19 protein-coding genes are annotated in these 17,172 nt (G+C 66.2%); 16 read left to right on the top strand and 3 right to left on the bottom strand.

Translation table 11 applies throughout. The features are described 5' to 3' along the window. Positions 1–6 precede the first annotated feature (6 nt). The 12 genes from rplR (at position 7) to ACJMKX_RS08570 (ending at position 7,426) form a co-directional block, all read left to right on the top strand. Positions 7–360 carry a 50S ribosomal protein L18 gene (rplR, locus tag ACJMKX_RS08625; protein WP_405223816.1) on the top strand — a complete coding sequence of 118 codons (354 nt, stop codon included), beginning with the start codon at positions 7–9 and terminating at the stop codon, positions 358–360. Between the two features lie 49 nt (positions 361–409). Beyond that, entirely contained in the window at positions 410–910 is a 501-nt protein-coding gene (rpsE, locus tag ACJMKX_RS08620; RefSeq protein WP_405223722.1) for a 30S ribosomal protein S5, read from the top strand. A gap of 4 nt (positions 911–914) precedes the next feature. Further along, a complete protein-coding gene (gene rpmD, locus ACJMKX_RS08615; RefSeq protein ID WP_405223720.1) occupies positions 915–1,115 on the top strand; it encodes a 50S ribosomal protein L30 in 201 nt (66 codons plus the stop codon). Positions 1,116–1,117: 2 nt separating this feature from the next. Next, complete coding sequence (gene rplO / locus ACJMKX_RS08610; RefSeq protein WP_405223718.1) at positions 1,118–1,552, top strand: 50S ribosomal protein L15; 435 nt, start codon at positions 1,118–1,120, stop codon at positions 1,550–1,552. A 74-nt stretch (positions 1,553–1,626) separates the two neighbouring features. Next, positions 1,627–2,925 (top strand): preprotein translocase subunit SecY, encoded by a 1,299-nt coding sequence (gene secY / locus ACJMKX_RS08605; RefSeq protein ID WP_405223814.1) that lies wholly within the window; start codon positions 1,627–1,629, stop codon positions 2,923–2,925. Positions 2,926–2,948: 23 nt separating this feature from the next. Further along, positions 2,949–3,062: a 50S ribosomal protein L36 gene (gene rpmJ / locus ACJMKX_RS08600; protein ID WP_405223716.1), complete on the top strand. Its 114-nt coding sequence runs from the start codon at positions 2,949–2,951 to the stop codon at positions 3,060–3,062. A gap of 55 nt (positions 3,063–3,117) precedes the next feature. Continuing rightward, the gene (rpsM, locus tag ACJMKX_RS08595) at positions 3,118–3,474 is read left to right on the top strand and encodes a 30S ribosomal protein S13 (RefSeq protein WP_405223714.1); all 357 of its coding nucleotides are present in this window, start codon (positions 3,118–3,120) and stop codon (positions 3,472–3,474) included. Positions 3,475–3,508: 34 nt separating this feature from the next. Next, on the top strand, positions 3,509–3,901 hold the full coding sequence (gene rpsK / locus ACJMKX_RS08590) for a 30S ribosomal protein S11 (protein WP_405223712.1): 393 nt from the start codon (positions 3,509–3,511) through the stop codon (positions 3,899–3,901). Positions 3,902–3,913: 12 nt separating this feature from the next. Further along, positions 3,914–4,537, top strand: coding sequence for a 30S ribosomal protein S4 (rpsD, locus tag ACJMKX_RS08585; RefSeq protein WP_405223710.1), 624 nt, complete (start codon positions 3,914–3,916; stop codon positions 4,535–4,537). A gap of 18 nt (positions 4,538–4,555) precedes the next feature. Continuing rightward, entirely contained in the window at positions 4,556–5,557 is a 1,002-nt protein-coding gene (locus ACJMKX_RS08580; protein WP_405223708.1) for a DNA-directed RNA polymerase subunit alpha, read from the top strand. 105 nt (positions 5,558–5,662) lie between these two features. Further along, positions 5,663–6,052, top strand: coding sequence for a 50S ribosomal protein L17 (rplQ, locus tag ACJMKX_RS08575; protein WP_405223706.1), 390 nt, complete (start codon positions 5,663–5,665; stop codon positions 6,050–6,052). Between the two features lie 381 nt (positions 6,053–6,433). Then, complete coding sequence (locus tag ACJMKX_RS08570; RefSeq protein WP_405223704.1) at positions 6,434–7,426, top strand: hypothetical protein; 993 nt, start codon at positions 6,434–6,436, stop codon at positions 7,424–7,426. On the opposite strand, the gene ACJMKX_RS08565 is transcribed toward ACJMKX_RS08570, so the two are convergent. Then, the gene (locus ACJMKX_RS08565) at positions 7,315–10,449 is read right to left on the bottom strand and encodes an efflux RND transporter permease subunit (protein WP_405223702.1); all 3,135 of its coding nucleotides are present in this window, start codon (positions 10,447–10,449) and stop codon (positions 7,315–7,317) included. The two genes, ACJMKX_RS08570 and ACJMKX_RS08565, sit on opposite strands and share 112 nt — an antisense overlap. Beyond that, a complete protein-coding gene (locus ACJMKX_RS08560; RefSeq protein WP_405223700.1) occupies positions 10,446–11,504 on the bottom strand; it encodes an efflux RND transporter periplasmic adaptor subunit in 1,059 nt (352 codons plus the stop codon). Before ACJMKX_RS08560 ends, ACJMKX_RS08565 begins: the two co-directional genes overlap by 4 nt. Positions 11,505–11,752: 248 nt before the next feature. Here ACJMKX_RS08560 and ACJMKX_RS08555 point away from each other — a divergent pair, with 248 nt between their 5' ends. Continuing rightward, the gene (locus ACJMKX_RS08555) at positions 11,753–12,598 is read left to right on the top strand and encodes an SDR family NAD(P)-dependent oxidoreductase (protein ID WP_405223698.1); all 846 of its coding nucleotides are present in this window, start codon (positions 11,753–11,755) and stop codon (positions 12,596–12,598) included. Continuing rightward, positions 12,591–12,881, top strand: a complete 291-nt coding sequence (locus ACJMKX_RS08550; protein ID WP_405223696.1) for a 4a-hydroxytetrahydrobiopterin dehydratase — start codon at positions 12,591–12,593, stop codon at positions 12,879–12,881. Before ACJMKX_RS08555 ends, ACJMKX_RS08550 begins: the two co-directional genes overlap by 8 nt. 30 nt (positions 12,882–12,911) lie before the next feature. Here the strand turns inward: ACJMKX_RS08550 and pepQ are convergent, their stop codons facing one another. Continuing rightward, positions 12,912–14,258, bottom strand: a complete 1,347-nt coding sequence (gene pepQ / locus ACJMKX_RS08545; protein ID WP_405223694.1) for a Xaa-Pro dipeptidase — start codon at positions 14,256–14,258, stop codon at positions 12,912–12,914. A gap of 153 nt (positions 14,259–14,411) precedes the next feature. Here pepQ and ggt point away from each other — a divergent pair, with 153 nt between their 5' ends. Next, complete coding sequence (gene ggt / locus ACJMKX_RS08540; RefSeq protein WP_405223693.1) at positions 14,412–16,124, top strand: gamma-glutamyltransferase; 1,713 nt, start codon at positions 14,412–14,414, stop codon at positions 16,122–16,124. A gap of 37 nt (positions 16,125–16,161) precedes the next feature. Beyond that, entirely contained in the window at positions 16,162–17,172 is a 1,011-nt protein-coding gene (gene trpS, locus ACJMKX_RS08535; RefSeq protein ID WP_405223691.1) for a tryptophan--tRNA ligase, read from the top strand.

Genomic DNA, 17,172 nt, shown 5'->3' with positions numbered 1-17,172 from the left:
ATGAGACTGGACAAGAAACAGAGCCGGCTGCGCCGGGCCCGCCGGACGCGGGCCAAGATCAGCGAGCTGGCCGTGCACCGCCTGAGCGTCCATCGGACGCCGCGGCACATCTACGCGCAGATCATCGCCCCGGACGGGGCGAGCGTGCTGGCGAGCGCCTCCACGGTGCAGAAGGAACTGCGCGAGAAGCTCAAGGGTACCGGCAACGTGGACGCGGCGGTCGAGGTGGGCCGTGCCATCGCCGAGAAGGCGAAGGCGGCCGGCGTGGAATCGGTGGCGTTCGACCGCTCCGGGTTCCGCTTCCACGGTCGCGTGAAGGCACTGGCGGACGCGGCGCGCGAGGCCGGTCTGCAGTTCTAGGATCAATGAATACCCGCCGGGCGAGAGGCGGGGCATCGGGTAGTGACACATGGCAAGAATGGAACAAGGCAGCGACGATCTCCTCGAGAAACTGGTGACCGTGAACCGCGTCGCCAAGGTCGTGAAGGGTGGTCGCCAGTTCGGCTTCACCGCGCTGACCGTGGTGGGCGACGGCGCCGGCAAGGTCGGCTTCGGCTACGGCAAGGCCCGTGAAGTGCCCATCGCGATCCAGAAGGCGATGCAGGCCGCGCGGAAGAACCTGAAGTCGCTGCACCTGAAGGACGAGACGCTGCAGTACGAGGTCAAGGGCCGTCACGGCGCCACGAAGGTGTTGATGCAGCCGGCCTCCGAGGGTACCGGCATCATCGCCGGCGGTGCGATGCGCGCCGTGTTCGAATGCGCTGGCGTGCGTAACGTGCTGGCAAAGAGCTACGGCTCGCGCAACCCCATCAACGTGGTGCGCGCGACGATCAACGCGCTGCAGTCGGTGCACTCGCCGAACCGTATCGCTGCGAAGCGCGGCAAGAAAGTCGACGAGATACAGAGCTAGCACGATGGGCAAGTCAGAGAACAAGGGACAGAAGCTGAAAGTGACGCTGGTGAAGAGCCGGTACGGGCGCCTGGCCAACCACAAGGCCTGCGTATCCGGGCTCGGTCTCAGGAAGATCAACCAGACGGTCACCGTCGCGAATACGCCGGAGAACCGGGGCATGATCAACAAGGTGTCCTATCTCCTGAACGTAGAGGAAGTCTAGAGATGCGTCTGAATACGCTTAAGCCTGCAGAGGGCAGCAAGAAGGCCGGTAAGCGCCTGGGCCGCGGCCATTCCGCGGGCCAGGGCAAGACCAGCGGTCGGGGCCAGAAAGGCCAGCACGCCCGATCCGGCGGCTATCACAAGGTGGGCTTCGAAGGCGGCCAGATGCCGCTGCAGAGGCGCCTGCCCAAGGTGGGCTTCAACTCGCCCAGCCGCGGCCTGAGCGCGGAGGTGCGGTTGCACGAACTCGCGAACGTGGACGCGGACCCCATCGACCTGGAGGCGCTGCGCAAGGCGCGCATCGTCGGCAGCCGCGTCGTGAAGGCCAAAGTGATCGCCTCCGGTGAACTGACGAAGGCCGTGAAAATCAAAGGGATCAAGGTGACCCCTGGCGCCCGCAAGGCTATCGAGGCGGCCGGCGGCTCCATCGAGGACTGACGGAAAGGAAAGTGGCGAAAGCACCCAGCAACAATCCGGCAACGGCACTGGCCCAGAGCGGGAAGCTCAGCGAGCTGCGGCAGCGGCTCCTGTTCCTGGTCGGGGCACTGGTGGTCTATCGCGTCGGCACCTTCATACCGGTGCCCGGCGTCGACCCCATTGCGCTGTCGAGCTTCTTCGACCAGCAGTCGGGGAACATCCTGGGGCTGTTCAACCTCTTCTCGGGCGGCGCGCTGCAGCGTTTCGGCGTCTTCGCGCTGGGCATCATGCCCTACATCTCCGCCGCCATCATCATGCAGATGGCTGCGGTGGTGGTGCCGAGCCTCGCCCAGCTGAAGAAGGAAGGCGAGTCGGGCCGGCGCAAGATCACCCAGTACACGCGCTACGGCACGGTGGCGCTGGCGCTGTTCCAGTCCGTGACGGCAGCCTATGCCATCCAGAACCAGCCCAACCTGGTCATAAATCCGGGGCCGGGCTTCCTGTTCACCGCCGCCATCACGCTCGTGACCGGCACGGTGTTCCTGATGTGGCTGGGCGAGCAGATCACGGAGCGGGGCATCGGCAACGGTATCTCCATCATCATCCTCGCGGGCATCGTGGCCGGCATGCCAGGCGCCATCGCCGGCACGGCAGAGCTCGTGCGCAACGGTGAGATGGCCCCGGCTTTCGCCATCCTGATCCTGCTGGCCATCGTGGCGGTGACCGCTTTCGTGGTGTACATGGAGCGGGCCCAGCGGCGCATCACGGTGAACTACGCGCGGCGTCAGCAGGGACGGCGGATGTATGCGGCCCAGAGCACGCACCTGCCCTTCAAGATCAATATGTCGGGCGTGATCCCGCCGATCTTCGCCTCCAGTATCCTGCTGTTCCCGGCCACGCTGGCCCAGTTCGCAGGCACGAGCGCGGACCCGACCTGGGTCCAGCGAACGCTGCAGAACATCGGCACCAGCATGGGTCCGGGGCAGCCGGTCTACATGCTGCTCTATGGCGTCCTGATCGCTTTCTTCTGCTTCTTCTACACGGCGCTCGTGTTCAACTCGAAGGAGACGGCGGACAACCTGAAACGCTCGGGCGCGTTCATCCCGGGCATCCGGCCGGGCGCCCAGACCGGCGAGTACATCGATCGGGTGCTGACGCGGCTGACGTTCTGGGGTGCGATTTACATCACGGCCGTCTGCCTGATGCCGGAGTTCGTGCGGCTGTTCTACCCGAGCATCCCGTTCTATTTCGGCGGCACGTCGCTGCTCATCCTGGTGGTGGTCGCGATGGATTTCATGTCCCAGCTGCAGGCGCACATGATGTCGCACCAGTACGAAGGGATGATGAAGAAGGCCAATCTGAGGAATTACGGTCGCGCGGGCCAGATCCGCTGACGGCCCGGTGACGGAGAGAGACGATGAAGGTTCGTGCATCAGTCAAGAAGATCTGCCGCAACTGCAAGATCATCCGGCGCAACGGCGTCGTGCGCGTCATCTGCACGGATGCGCGGCACAAGCAGCGGCAGGGTTGAGAGAGAAGGAAGCCCCGAGCAGGGCGGCCAGTAAGAGAGAACAGAGGAATTATCAGTGGCGCGTATAGCAGGCATTAACATCCCGGTGCACAAGCACGTGGCGATAGCGCTCACCAGCATCTACGGCATCGGCCATACCACGGCGCGCAAGATCTGTCACGAGGCGGGTATCGCACCGGACGTCCAGGTGAAGGATCTGGCCGAGCCGGAAGTGGCCCGGCTGCGCAACGAGGTGGCCCGTTTCACGGTGGAGGGCGACCTGCGCCGTGAGCAGTCCATGAATATCAAGCGTCTGATGGACCTCGGTTGCTACCGCGGCATCCGTCACCGCCGCGGCCTGCCGGTGCGCGGCCAGCGCAGCCGCACCAACGCGCGGACCCGCAAGGGCCCCCGCCGTCCGGTCCGCAAGTAAGCGCCGGGCATCAGGATTCCAGTAAGGACATAAGATGGCTCAACCGAAGAAAACGACCACGCGGAAGAAGGTCCGCAAGCAGGTGCAGGACGCAATCGCGCACGTGCACGCCTCCTTCAACAATACGATCATCACGATCACCGACCGCCAGGGAAATGCACTTTCCTGGGCAACGGCCGGTGGCTGTGGCTTCCGCGGATCAAGGAAATCGACGCCCTTCGCCGCCCAGGTGGCCGCCGAGAAGGCGGGCAAGGCTGCGCAGGATTACGGCGTGAAGAATCTGGACGTACGCGTGCGCGGGCCGGGCCCGGGCCGTGAGTCCGCGGTGCGCGCGCTGAATGCCGTCGGTTTCCGTATTCAGACTATCGAAGACGTGACGCCGATACCCCACAACGGGTGTCGTCCTCCGAAGCGTCGTCGGGTATAGGTAAAGAGGATCATGGCAAGATATCTCGGACCAAAATGTAAGCTCTCGCGCCGCGAAGGCACGGATCTGTTCCTGAAGAGCGGCGTGAAGCCGCTGGACGCCAAGTGCAAGCTGGACACGCCGCCGGGTGGCAGTGCCACCGGCCGCCGCGGACGTCTGTCCGACTACGGTCTGCAGCTGCGCGAGAAACAGAAACTGCGCCGCATGTACGGGGTGCTGGAACGCCAGTTCCGTAACTACTACAAGCGTGCGGCACAGCTGAAGGGCTCCACGGGCGAAAACCTGCTGCGCCTGCTGGAAGGGCGGCTGGACAACACCGTCTACCGGATGGGCTTCGCCTCGACGCGTGCGGAGGCGCGTCAGCTGGTCAGCCACAAGGGCGTGATGGTCAATGGCAAGGTGGTGAACATCCCCTCCTACCAGGTCAGCGCCGGCGACCAGGTCTCGATCAGAGAGAAGGCGCAGAAGCAGCTCCGCATCCAGAGTGCACTCGAGATCGCCGGCCAGGTGGGCTTTCCGGAATGGGTCGAAGTCGACACCAAGAAGATGACCGGACTGCTGAAGACGTTGCCGGAGCGGGACGACATCCTGCCGGACATCAACGAAAACCTGGTGGTCGAGCTCTACTCCAAGTAATCAGGAGGACCCTGTCCCATGTCGGAAGTAACCGAATTTCTGAAACCTCGTGTCGTGAAGGTGACTCCGGAGACGGAGCAGCACGCACGGGTCGTCATCGAGCCATTCGAGCGGGGCTTCGGCCACACGCTGGGCAATGCGCTGCGGCGCATCCTGCTGTCGTCCATGCCGGGCGCGGCTATCGTAGAGGCCGAGATCGAGGGCGTGCTGCACGAGTACACCAGCATCGAGGGCGTGCAGGAAGACGTCGTCGACATCCTGCTGAATCTCAAGCAGGTGGCCGTGCGCATGCACAGCCGCGAAAGCGCCGAGCTTTCCATCTCCAAGAAGGGCCCGGGTCCGGTCACGGCCGGCGATATCCAGCTGGACCATGACGTCGAGGTACTGAACCCGGATCTGGTGATCGCCAACCTGACCAAGGCCGGCGAGCTGCGCATGGTGCTGAAGGTGATCCGCGGACGCGGTTACCGTCCGGCCACCCAGCGTGCGAGTTTCGAGGAGCAAAGCGGCCCCATCGGCCGCTTGCAGCTGGACGCCTCGTTCAGCCCGATTCGCCGGGTGACCTACAACGTGGAGGCGGCCCGCGTGGAGCAGCGCACCGACCTCGACAAGCTCATCATCGACATCGAGACGAACGGCACCATCGATCCCGAAGAGGCGATCCGCCGTGCGGGCAGCATCCTGAAGGATCAGCTCAGCGTCTTCGTGGACCTGCAGGGTCAGGAAGAGGGCGCCGGCGCCGCCGCCGAGGCACAGATCGACCCGATCCTGCTGCGGCCGGTGGACGAGCTGGAACTCACCGTGCGCTCCGCGAACTGCCTGAAGGCCGAGAGCATCAACTATATCGGCGACCTGGTGCAGCGTACCGAGGTGGAGCTGCTGCGCACGCCGAACCTGGGCAAGAAGTCGCTCACGGAGATCAAGGACGTGCTGGAGAGTCACGGCCTGTCGCTCGGCATGCAGCTCGAGAACTGGCCGCCGCCGAGCCTGCGTCCCGATCGCGAGGCGCTGTCCGCCTGATCGAGTCCATCGGGGGCCATCTTGGGCCGCTGGGGGCCGATGGCACTCGCGGCACCGGACGTCGTCCGTCGAACGAACGCCTGAACGTATAACCGGAAGTCAGCAATGCGACATCAGAAGTCGGGGCGAAAGCTCAACCGTAACAGTCCGCACCGCCGCGCCATGTTCCGCAACATGGCCGCCTCGCTGGTGCGCCACGAGACCATCAAGACCACGCTGCCGAAGGCGAAAGAGCTGCGCCGCGTGGTCGAGCCGCTCATCACCATGGCCAAGGTCGACGGCGTCTCCCAGCGTCGCCGGGCGTTCGATCGCCTGCGGGACAAGGAAGCGGTGGGCAAGCTGTTCAACGAGCTGGGCCCGCGCTACAAGGAGCGTCCCGGCGGTTACCTGCGCATCCTGAAGACGGGCTTCCGCCCCGGGGATGCGGCGCCGATGGCCATCGTCCAGCTCCTCGACCAGCCGGAAGAGACCGAGGCCGCCGAATCCCAGGACTGACCGCCCGGGTTCCCACGTAGGAGGGCCTTCAGGCCCGATCGGGCTCTCTGCTGGGCGTTGCCCCGCCATCAGGCGGGCAAGGGTGGCGGGGACGCTCACTGTGGGAGGGGCTTTAGCCCCGATCTCCGCTTGAGGCGGGCGAGCGCTAATCGGGGCTCAAGCCCCTCCTACATGCCCATCGAAGCCTGCGTCGCATCCCGGACGACCCCCGCCACCCTTGCCCACCTGCTGACGGGCCCGTGGCCGAAAGGTGTGCCACAGTCACGAAGCGCTGCTGATCGGTGCCAGCACTCCCGGCCACGGGCCCGTTAGCGGCCGAACCAGGCTGTGGGCGGCGTCAGGGCCGACAGGGAGACCGATTCCAGGGGATGCAGCACTTTGTTGAAGAGCCGACTGATCGTATATGCCGCCCTCGTCGGCTTGCTCACCGTTTTGGTTATCGCCTGGATGATGCGTGGGGATTCGGGTACCGAGCCACACGGCAGAACGCCTGCGCCTGTCGCCAATACCGCTGAGACCTCTGAACGAGATTCGTCAAGCCCGCAGGACATGGGAGAACCCGATTCGTCGTCCGCCGTAGCCGACGCACAGTCAAGTAAACCGTCCGCGCTAGCTATCACTCGCCAGGAAGCCTGGGAGAGAGAACGTGGCTACATGTCGGCCGAGAGAACGCATCTCAGAAGCCTTGACGAAGGACAGTTGCAGGAGCTGATCGCCCAGGGGAACACGGCGGCTATAACGACCCTGGCGGGGCGTTATCTCACGATCGACCCCAGAAAAATGATGGAACTGTACGAGCAGGCGGCAGTGCTTGGCAGCACATCTGCACTGGTTTCGGCGTCGAGCGTATGGGCATCTCCCTGGATTAGTCAGAACGTCTCGACCATGAGGGTATCCGACAATCCGCCGGTAAACATGCTTGCCATGCTCCTTGCGGCGCAACTGAGAGGCGACAATGTACTGGTCCCTCGGCGACTGCAGCAGCTCAAGACCGATTACAGCTTTACTGAAGCGGAGATTGCGGAGGCGTGCGCGGGGGCTGTCCGCCTCTACCGGCAACTGGAAGCCAGGCGATTGGCATTGGGACAGAACTACTTCGACAACACGCCAAGTCCCCTCGGCCAGGAGTACGAAGAAGGGAACCACATAGGCGCCACATGTGGCGAACCCGTAGACATGAGGGCTGGAAGAAAGACCGTTCCAGTCATTGACGGGCCTACGCAAACAGAAAGCCGGATCGGGCCTGAAGGCCCTCCTACGCGCTATCGGGTGAGCTGGTCTTCCGCCGCGGCGCTCTGCTCGCGCTGGCGAAGTCGATCGACCAGCTTGCCTACGTACTGGGGCGAGCGGGTGTTCTTGCCGATCAGGATATAGACGGCCGGCACTACCAGCAGCGTCAGGAATACCGAGAAGCTGACGCCGAAGAACACGACCGCGCCGATGGACTGCCGGGCCTCGGCGCCGGCGCCCACCGCCAGCATGAGCGGCACGGCACCGAATGCAGTACACATGCTGGTCATCAGCACGGGCCGCAGCCGGATACCCGCGGCCTGTATCACTGCCTCCCGGTATTCCAGCCCGCGGTCGCGGAGCTGGTTGGCGAACTCGACGATCAGCACGCCGTTCTTGGCCGCCAGGCCGATCAGCATGATGGCGCCGATCTGGCTGAAGACGTTGACCGAGGAGCCGAAGATCCATATGCCCACGAGGGCGCCCGCGATGGCGAGCGGCACCGTTACCATGATGACGATCGGGTGGCGGAAGCTCTCGAACTGGGCCGCGAGCACCAGGAATGCGATCAGGAGGGCCAGCAGGAACGTTGTGTAGAGCGCGCTGCCCGAGCGCTTGAATTCCCGCGACTCACCATCGTAGTTCAGCTGGACTTCGGCTGGCAGTTCCTCGGTCACCAACTGTTCCAGGTACGCCAGCCCCTCGCCGAGAGAGTAACCGGGTGCGAGTCCGCCGGAGACGGTGATGGAGCGCAGCCGATCGAAGCGTTTGAGGTCCACCGGCCCGGAGGTTTCCTCCAGCGTCACGAGGTTCGCCAGGGGTATCAGCCGGCCCGTCACATCGGAGCGCACGAAGATTCTGTCCAGGTCGTCGGGCGTGCTGCGCGTCTGCTGGCCGCCCTGCAGGATGACGTTGTACTCCTCGCCGCCGTCGATGAAGGTGGTGACCCGGCGCGAACCCAGCACGGTCTCGAGCGTCCGTCCGATGGTCGCCAGCGACACGCCGAGGTCGGCCGCACGGTTGCGGTTGATGGCCGCGTCCATCTTCGGCTTGCGTTCCTGGTAGTCGGTCTCCAGACCCAGTAACCGCGGGTTCTCCTCCGAGGCTCTTGCGATGATGCGCTCGGCCCAGTCCGCGATCTCCGTGTAATCGGTGCCGCCGAGGACGATCTCCACCGGCCGGTTGGAGCCGCGGATGCCGAGTCCGGACGACGAGCCGCGGGCGAAGACGGTTACGCCGGGCAGCGCGGCGAGCTCGGGCCGCCAGGCCGAGGCGATCTCTTCGGCCGAGCGCTCTCGCTCACTCCAGAGCGCCAGGGGTATGTAGAAGAACATGCGGTTGACGTCGTCGCCGCCGCCCCAGGCCGAGCGCGTCAGTATGCGCCGTACGTCGCCGCTCTCCACGTCGGGCAGGACGATGTCCTCGACCTGGCGCGCGTAGCGGTCCATGTACTCCAGGCTGGCACCGTCCGGCCCGTTCATGGCGATGAAGGCCGCTCCCTGATCCTCCGACGGCGCGTACTCCACGGGCAGTTCGGCGAGCAGGGCGAGCGCAGCCGCGAAGACCGCGAGAGCGCCGGCCACCACCAGTAACGGATGGCGCAGGGAGCGCCGCAGACCGGCCTCGTAGCGGGCGGACAGGCGCCGGAACAGCAGATCCACGAAACGGGTCAGGCGGCCCCGCGCGATACGCCGCCCTAGTAGCTTGGAGGAGAGCATCGGTACCAGGCTCAGAGCCACCAGGCTGGAGAAGACTACCGCTGCCGCCAGCGAGATGCCGAATTCTCCGAACAGACGGCCCACCGTGCCCTCCATGAAGGAGATCGGGATGAACACGGACACGAGCACTGCGGTGGTGGCGATGACGGCGAAACCGATCTCGCGGCTGCCGTTCACGGCCGCCAGCAGGCCGGGCTCGCCTCCTTCGATGCGCCGCGCGATGTTCTCCAGCACGACGATCGCATCGTCGACGACCAGGCCGATGGCCAGCACCAGTCCGAGCAGCGTCAGCACGTTGATGGAGAAGCCCATCGCCGCCATCACGGTGAATGCGGCGATGATGGAGACGGGGATGGTCAGCGCGGGGATCAGGGTGGCTCGCAGCGAACCGATGAAGCCGTAGATCACGATCAGCACCAGCAGCAGCGCGAGGCCGAGCGCTTTCACGACCTCCTTGATCGACTCGCTGATGAATACGGAGAAGTCGAGATTCACCGACAGGTTGATGTCGTCCGGCAGGGTCGGCTGGATGCGCTCGATCTGCTCGCGCACGCCGGTGTTGAGCATCAGGATGTTCGCCTTCGACTGGGGGATGATGCCCATGCTCACGCCGGCGATGCCGTTCGAACGCGAGATGTTGCGGTTGTCCTCCGGTGCCAGCTCGACGTCCGCCACTTCTTCCAGCCGGATGAGATAGCCGTCGTCGCCCCGGCCCACCACGAGCCGGCGGAAATCCTCGACGCTCGAGAGGCCGGTCGACGTGCGCAGCGTGAACTCCCGCTGGCTGGACTCCAGGCGGCCGGCGGGCAGCTCCACGTTCTCCCGCCGCAGTGCATCCTCGATCTCCGTCACCGTCAGGCCGCGCGCCGCGAGGGCTGCCGGCTTGACCCAGAGGCGCATGGCCAGCCGGCGCCCGCCGAAGACCCGCACGTTGGCCACGCCGCTGACGATGGAGAACTGGTCGACCAGATAACGCTCGGCGAAGTCCGTCAGCTCCATGGGCGAGCGTGCGGTGCTCGACAGGTCGATGTACATTGTCGCGCCGGTGCCGCCGCGCGCCTTGGTGATCTCGGGCGGATCCGCTTCCTCGGGCAGGTCCTCGACCACCCGCGCCACGCGCTCGCGCACGTCGTTGGCTGCGGCGTCCAGGTCCCGGTCGGCGGAGAACTCGATGCTGACGTCGAAGCGGCCGTCGTAGCTGGTGGAGGTGAGTTTTTCGATGCCCTCGATGCCGGCGACGGCGTCCTCGACGAGCTGGGTGATCTTGCGCTCGACGATCTCCGCCGACGCCCCCCGATAATTGCCGTCGACGCTTACCACCGGCCGTTCTATGTCCGGGTACTCCCGGATCGGCAGGTTGCCCAGCGACATCAGGCCGACGATGACCAGAATCAGCGACAGCACCGTGGCGAAAACGGGCCGCCGCACGGAGATCTCCGACAGGATCACGGCCGCGACATCCCGACGGTGCCGTAGACGACCTCGGAGCCTTCGCGCACCTTCTGGGTACCCTCGGTGATCACCCGGTCGCCGGGAACGAGCCCGGAGACGATCTCCACTGCGCCCGGTATCCGCTGCCCCAGTTCCACCTGTCGCCTGGCCGCCCGGTCCTCCGGCGCCACGACATACACGTAGTGCTGGCCGCGCTCAGGCACGATGGCCTGCTCGGGTGCCATGAGGATGTCGCTGCGCCGCATCTGCAGGGCTACCGTGAGGAACATGCCGGGCTTGAGCAGGTCGTCCTCGTTCTGCAGGATCGCACGCACCAGGATCGACCGGGAGACCGGATCCAGCCGCGTGTCGACGCTGTCGATGCGGCCGCGGAACTGCCGTCCCTGCAGGGCCGGGCTGCGGGCGGAGACGGCCACATCCTCGCGCAATACGCCGAGGAAGGCCTCCGGTACCGAGAACTCCAGCTTGACCGGGTCGAGGTCGTCCAGGGTGGTGATGACCGTGCCCGGATTCACCAGGCTGCCCGGGCTCACCCGGCGCAGGCCGATCTTGCCGCTGAACGGCGCACGGACGAAGGTGTTCTCCAGGCGCGCCCGCGCCGCCTGCACCTGGGCCTGGGCCACCTGCATCGCGGCGAGCAGTTCCTCTAGGCTGGAGGCGGAGATGGCCCGGGTGTCGGCCAGCTGGCGTGCCCGCTCGTACTGGCTGCGACTCTCGCTCAGAGAGGCCTCCGCCACTGCCAGCTCGGCGCGGATCTCCTTGTTCTCCAGTTCGACCAGCAGGTCGCCTTCGTCGACCAGCTGCCCTTCCCGGAAGGCGATGCGGGTAATGATGCTGGTGACCCGGGGCGTGATCTCGACGGACTCGTCCGCGAGCACGGTACCGATGGCGTCGACCTGGTCGACGATGTTCCGGGGCTCGATCACTTCGGTGATGACGGTCACGGGGCCGCCACCGAAACGGCCGCCGCCGCCTCGCTGCTGGTCGGCCTCGCAGCCGGCGAGCAGGGCCAGGGCGGCCAGCAGCATCCAGGGTGTCGGGCACTTGGGCAAAAATCACCTTCCTCATCGAAAAGCGGTGGCGGTTTCGGCGCGCCGGCGCACCTGCCGCGAGTCCGACAGCGACGTTGCGGCCGGCAGGCCATTGTAACCGGAGGGGCGCAGCCCGGGCGGCTCCGGCATTGCGAAATCCGTCGCGACGGCCATGGCGCAAACGTATTCGCGCAGGCCGGGCGGACGGATGCAGCCGGCAGATTCGCGGCGGGTGTCGGCGGCCCCCTCTATGCACTAGACTCGTGGCCATGGACGCCATTTTCAGAGACAAAACGGTGATCATCACCGGCGCATCCGCCGGCATCGGCGCCGCCGCGGCCCGGCGGTTCGCGGCAGCCGGGGCGCGCCTTGTCCTGGCGGCCCGCAACGAGCACTCCCTGCAGACCTTCGCGGCCGGCCTGCCGGACGGCACGGAGGTCGTCAGCGTCGCCATGGACGTGGCAGACGATGCGGCCTGCCGGGCGCTGTTCGATCGCGCGAAGGCGGCTTTCGGCGCCGTGCATTACCTGATCAACAACGCCGGATTACACGCCCGCGGCAGCGTCGAGGAGAAGATCGCGGAAGAGCTCACGGCGATGGTGGACGTCAACCTGCGCGCGCCCATCCTGCTCAGCCGGCTGGCGATACCGTGCATACGGCAGGCCGGCGGTGGCGCCATCGTCAACGTGGCTTCGCTCGCCGGCTGCACGCCGGTGCCCGGTTCGGTGACTTACGCGGCCACGAAGGCGGGCTTGCGCTCCTTCTCCCACGGTCTGGCCGAGGAACTGAAGGACAGCGGCATTCACGTGGGAGCGGTCTCGCCCGGCCCGGTGGACACCGGTTTCATCATGGAGGAACTGGACGAGGTGACCGACCTCTCGCTCTCCCAGCCCATGAGCACGCCGGAGGCGGTGGCCGAGGCCATCCTGCGCGTAGCCTCGGGGGGAACGGTGGAGGAGAAGATGCCACGCCTGAGCGGCGTCACCGCAGATCTGGTCTATCTTTTCCCGGGCCTGCGGCGCGCCATGCAGCCGCTGCTGAGCCGCAAGGGGAAAAAGGCGCGGGAGTACTACAAGGCCCGCAGGGCGGGCGGGGAGAAGGAGAATCATGGCTGACAAACTCGACCACACCGTCATCGAAGCGAAGCTGCTCGACGTCCCCGGCTGGGAACTGCGTGAGGGCAAGCTGCACCGCGAGTTCCGGTTCGACGATTTCGTGCGGGCGTTCGGTTTCATGAGCGCGGCGGCTATCGTCGCCGAGAAGATGGATCACCACCCGGAGTGGTTCAATGTGTACAACAAGGTGACCGTCGATCTCACCACTCACGACGCGGGCGGCATCACCGACCTGGACTTCGAGCTGGCCGGGGCGATGTCGGCACTGGCGGACCAGGCCTGACGCACCGGGGGCTTCTGGCCTGCCCGATCCTCAGACCACCGCCATCGCGGCGAAGGCATCGCGGGTGAAGTTCTCCGTGCCGTCTTCCAGCACGCGGACGTTGTCCTCGATGCGTATGCCGCCGCAAGGCTTCAGCTCCTCCACCCGCAGCCAGTTGACAAGGCGCCCCGCGGCGCTCCCGTGCAATGCCTCGAGCAGCAGGTCGATGAAATAGAGGCCCGGCTCGATGGTCAGCGCCTGATCGGCGGCCAGCGTGCGGGTGAGCCGCAGATGGGGATGGTCCTCCGGCGCGGGAATCTCGCCGCCCTCGTCATCCGCCATGAAGCCACCCACGTCGTGCACCTGCAGGCCGAGCAGATGGCCGAGGCCGTGGGGCATGAAGGCGCGGGTCACGCCCGCCTCCACCAGTGCCTCGGCGCTGCCTGCGCTCGCGATCTCGTGGGCGAGCAGCACGGCGCCGAGCCGGCGGTGGGTTTCCAGGTGCAGCTCGCGGAAGTCCGTACCGGCCCGCACGCCGGCGACGATCTCCTGCTGCAGCTCGTGCATGGCACGGATTAGCGCGGCGAAGTCGCCCTCGTCGGCCGCGTAGGTGCGTGTGATGTCGGCGGCATAGCCGGCCACGGAGGCTCCCGCGTCGATCAGGAACGAGCGGATCTCGTCGGGCGGCAGCCGGTCGCGATGCTGGTAGTGCAATACGGCGCCGTGCTCGTTCAGCGCGACGATGTTGCCGTAGGGCAGCTCCTGGTCCAGTTGCCCCGCCGCGCGGCAGTAGGCGAGGTGGATGTCGAACTCCGAGGCGCCGTTCTCGAAGGCCGCATGCGCGGCGATGTGCGCCTCGGCCGCCCGCCGGGTCGCCGCCCGCATGCACTCCAGCTCGTAGCCGGTCTTCGTTGCGCGGGGATAGTGCAGGCTCTGCAGCACGCCCTCCGGATTGATGCGCTCGATGCCGAGGGTCTGGGCCGGATCGATCACCTCGCCGATGAAGACGTAGCGCGACAGGTCGTCCGGCAGCAGCGTGCGGGCGCCGGCCGGGCTCCCGAAGGGCAGGATGTCGAACTGCCCCGTCCAGTAGCCGGACGGCGCGGCCGGCGGCATATGCCAGTAATCGGACGGCTGGCAGTAGGCGAGGCGGGGCCGGCTGCCCGGCGTGTAGACGAGATACGAGCCGGGCGCGTCGGTCAGCGGCAGCCACGCATTGAAGTCCGGATTGACGAGGTAGGGATAGGCGCGGTCGTCCTGGAAGGCATAGCGGGGTTCGCCGGCCGCGATGACGATGCCCTCCGCGCCGGCGCGCTCCAGCGCACGGTCGTGGCGGCGCATCATCTCCGCGACGTGGTCGGCGTACAACTCGTCGATGTCGGGACGCTCGGGTTCCATGCTTCCTCCGTATGGCTCTCTCATGGCGATGGCTTCGCCTCAGGGCAGTATAACGAACGCGCCGCTGCCGGACGGCAGCCTTCCGGGGGTTCACTTAACAGGGTTCCCGATCTCGGGCATCATTGCACGCTCAATGGATCGCCGGAGTTCCCTATGTTTTCCCCTGCCGCACGCGGCCTCGTCGCCGCAGCGTCCCTCCTGCTCGTCATGACCACGCCGGTACTCGGCTACGATCGCATCACGGGAGAGACGTTTGCGTCCCGTTCGGAGGTGATCGCGCCACACGGCATGGCCGCCACGAGCCAGCCGCTGGCCACCCAGATCGCGCTTGACGTACTGAAAGCCGGTGGCAGCGCGGTGGATGCGGCCATCGCCGCGAACGCCGCCCTCGGTCTCATGGAGCCGGTCGGCTGCGGCATCGGCGGCGATCTCTTCGCCATCGTCTGGGACGCGGAAAAGGGCGAACTGACAGGGCTCAACGCGAGCGGCCGCTCGCCGGTCTCGCTGACGCTGGCGTACTTCGAGGAACAGGGCATGGACAGCATCCCCCCGCTGGGGCCGCTGCCCGTGAGCGTGCCGGGCACCGTGGACGGCTGGTTCGAGCTGCACGGCCGCTACGGCCGCCTGCCGATGAGCGAGATCCTCGCGCCCGCCATCCGCTACGCCCGCGAGGGTTTCCCGGTGTCGGAACTCATCGCCTATTACTGGCAGCGCAACGCCGGCTACCTGAAGGACTTCCCGGGTTTCGCGGAGACATTCATGCCAGACGGAAGGCCGCCGCGCAAGGGCGAGATGTTCCGCAACCCGCGCCTCGCCGACACCTACGAGAAGATCGCCGAGCAGGGGCGCGAGGTGTTCTACCGCGGCGAGATGGCCCGCGAGATCGCCGATTACATGCAGGAGAACGGTGGCTTCCTCACCTACGAGGACATGGCGAACCACCGTTCCGAATGGGTGCAGCCCGTCTCCACGACCTACCGGGGCTGGGAGGTCTTCGAGCTGCCGCCGAACGGCCAGGGCATCGCCGCGCTGCAGATGCTGAACATCCTGGAGGCTTACGACATCGCCTCCATGGGCTTCGGCTCGGCGGACTATCTGCACGTCCTCACTGAAGCGAAGAAGCTCGCCTTCGAGGACCGGGCCCGCTACTACGCCGACATGGACTTCGCCGACGTACCGGTGGAGAGATTGATCTCGAAGGAGTACGCGGACGAGCGCCGCAGGCTGATCGACATGGCGCAGGCCTCGCGCTCGCTGCCCGCCGGCGACGCGGCGCTCGAGAACGGCGACACCATCTATCTCACCGTGGCCGACAAAGACGGCAACATGGTCTCCCTGATCCAGAGCAACTACCGCGGCATGGGATCCGGCATGACGCCGGGCGATCTGGGCTTCGTGCTCCAGGACCGGGGCGAACTCTTCTCCCTGGAGCCGGGCCATCCGAACGTCTACGAGCCCGGCAAGCGGCCCTTCCACACCATCATCCCGGCGTTCGTGATGCGCGACGGCAAACCGCTGATGAGCTTCGGGGTGATGGGCGGTGCCATGCAGCCCCAGGGCCACACCCAGATCATCGTCAACATGGTGGACTTCGGCATGAACCTGCAGGAGGCCGGTGACGCGCCCCGGCTGCGCCACAGCGGCTCCTCCCAGCCCACGGGCGAGCAGATGACCGACGGCGGCACGGTGCATCTCGAGCACGGGTTGGACCAGGCCGTCCACCGGGAGCTGCTGCGCCGCGGTCACCGGCTCGGCGGCAGCAACGGCGGCTTCGGCGGCTACCAGGCCATCATGAAGGACCACGACGAGGGCGTGTACTACGGCGCCTCCGAGTCCCGCAAGGACGGCCAGGCGGCCGGCTACTGACAGTAATGGCCCAGGATCCTCGCCCAGAGAAGCGACAATGAACGGTGAAATCTGGCTGACCGGCATTACGACCACCGGCACGCCCCACATCGGCAATTACGTCGGCGCCATCCGGCCCGGGGTGGCCGCAAGCCGCGAGGCGGAGAAGCGCAATTTCTATTTCCTCGCGGACCTGCATGCGCTGGTGAAGAATCAGAATCCGGACGAGATCCAGCGCTCGACGCTGGAGATCGCCGCCTCCTGGCTCGCGCTCGGCCTGGATACCGAGAACGCCGTGTTCTACCGCCAGTCGGACATCCTCGAGATCCCCGAGCTTACCTGGGTGCTCTCCAGCATGACGGCCAAGGGCCTCATGAACCGGGCGCACGCCTACAAGGCCGCGGTCGCCGCCAACGAGGAGGCGGGCAACAAGGACCCCGACAAGGGCATCACCATGGCCCTGTTCTCCTATCCCGTGCTGATGGCCGCCGACATCCTGCTGTTCAAGGCGCACAAGGTGCCGGTGGGGCGGGACCAGAAGCAGCACGTCGAGATGGCCCGGGACATTGCGGGGCGCTTCAATCATCACTACGGCGAACTGTTCACCCTGCCGGAGCCGGTGATAGACGACAATACGGCGGTACTGTCCGGGCTGGACGGCCGCAAGATGTCGAAGAGCTACGGCAACACCATCCCGCTGTTCCTGCCGGAGAAGAAGCTCAGAAAGCTGATCATGAAGATCAAGACCAACTCGCTGGAGCCCGGCGAGCCGAAGGAGACCGAGGGCTCGACGCTGTTCGACATCTACCGGGCCTTCGCCACGCCCGCGGAGACCGCCGACGTCGCCCGCCGCTACGCCGGGGGCATCGCCTGGGGCGAGATGAAACAGCTCCTGTTCGAGTACATCAACGATCACCTCGGCGCGGCCCGCGCGGAATACGAGCGGCTCATCGCCGACCCGGGTCACGTGGAATCCGTGCTGGTCGCCGGCGCCGAACGCGCCCGCGCCCTGAGCGCGCCGTTCATGGCCGATATCCGCCACGCGGTGGGTATCCGCCCGCTCGGGTAG

Origin of the sequence: Lentisalinibacter sediminis, assembly GCF_040706615.1 — a bacterium.
Classification (GTDB): Bacteria; Pseudomonadota; Gammaproteobacteria; order Steroidobacterales; family Woeseiaceae; genus Lentisalinibacter; species Lentisalinibacter sediminis.
This window is presented reverse-complemented; position numbering and strand designations above follow the sequence as displayed.

Excerpts from the sequence above, each read along its gene's own strand:
- ACJMKX_RS08550 (WP_405223696.1), top strand. The coding sequence starts at position 12,591 with ATGGCTGACAAACTCGACCACACCGTCATCGAAGCGAAGCTGCTCGAC.
- rpsK (WP_405223712.1), top strand. The coding sequence starts at position 3,509 with ATGGCTCAACCGAAGAAAACGACCACGCGGAAGAAGGTCCGCAAGCAG.
- rpmD (WP_405223720.1), top strand. The coding sequence starts at position 915 with ATGGGCAAGTCAGAGAACAAGGGACAGAAGCTGAAAGTGACGCTGGTG.
- rpsD (WP_405223710.1), top strand. The coding sequence starts at position 3,914 with ATGGCAAGATATCTCGGACCAAAATGTAAGCTCTCGCGCCGCGAAGGC.
- ACJMKX_RS08555 (WP_405223698.1), top strand. The coding sequence starts at position 11,753 with ATGGACGCCATTTTCAGAGACAAAACGGTGATCATCACCGGCGCATCC.
- trpS (WP_405223691.1), top strand. The coding sequence starts at position 16,162 with ATGAACGGTGAAATCTGGCTGACCGGCATTACGACCACCGGCACGCCC.
- ACJMKX_RS08580 (WP_405223708.1), top strand. The coding sequence starts at position 4,556 with ATGTCGGAAGTAACCGAATTTCTGAAACCTCGTGTCGTGAAGGTGACT.
- ggt (WP_405223693.1), top strand. The coding sequence starts at position 14,412 with ATGTTTTCCCCTGCCGCACGCGGCCTCGTCGCCGCAGCGTCCCTCCTG.
- rplQ (WP_405223706.1), top strand. The coding sequence starts at position 5,663 with ATGCGACATCAGAAGTCGGGGCGAAAGCTCAACCGTAACAGTCCGCAC.
- rpsE (WP_405223722.1), top strand. The coding sequence starts at position 410 with ATGGCAAGAATGGAACAAGGCAGCGACGATCTCCTCGAGAAACTGGTG.
- rpmJ (WP_405223716.1), top strand. The coding sequence starts at position 2,949 with ATGAAGGTTCGTGCATCAGTCAAGAAGATCTGCCGCAACTGCAAGATC.
- pepQ (WP_405223694.1), bottom strand. The coding sequence starts at position 14,258 with ATGGAACCCGAGCGTCCCGACATCGACGAGTTGTACGCCGACCACGTC.
- rplO (WP_405223718.1), top strand. The coding sequence starts at position 1,118 with ATGCGTCTGAATACGCTTAAGCCTGCAGAGGGCAGCAAGAAGGCCGGT.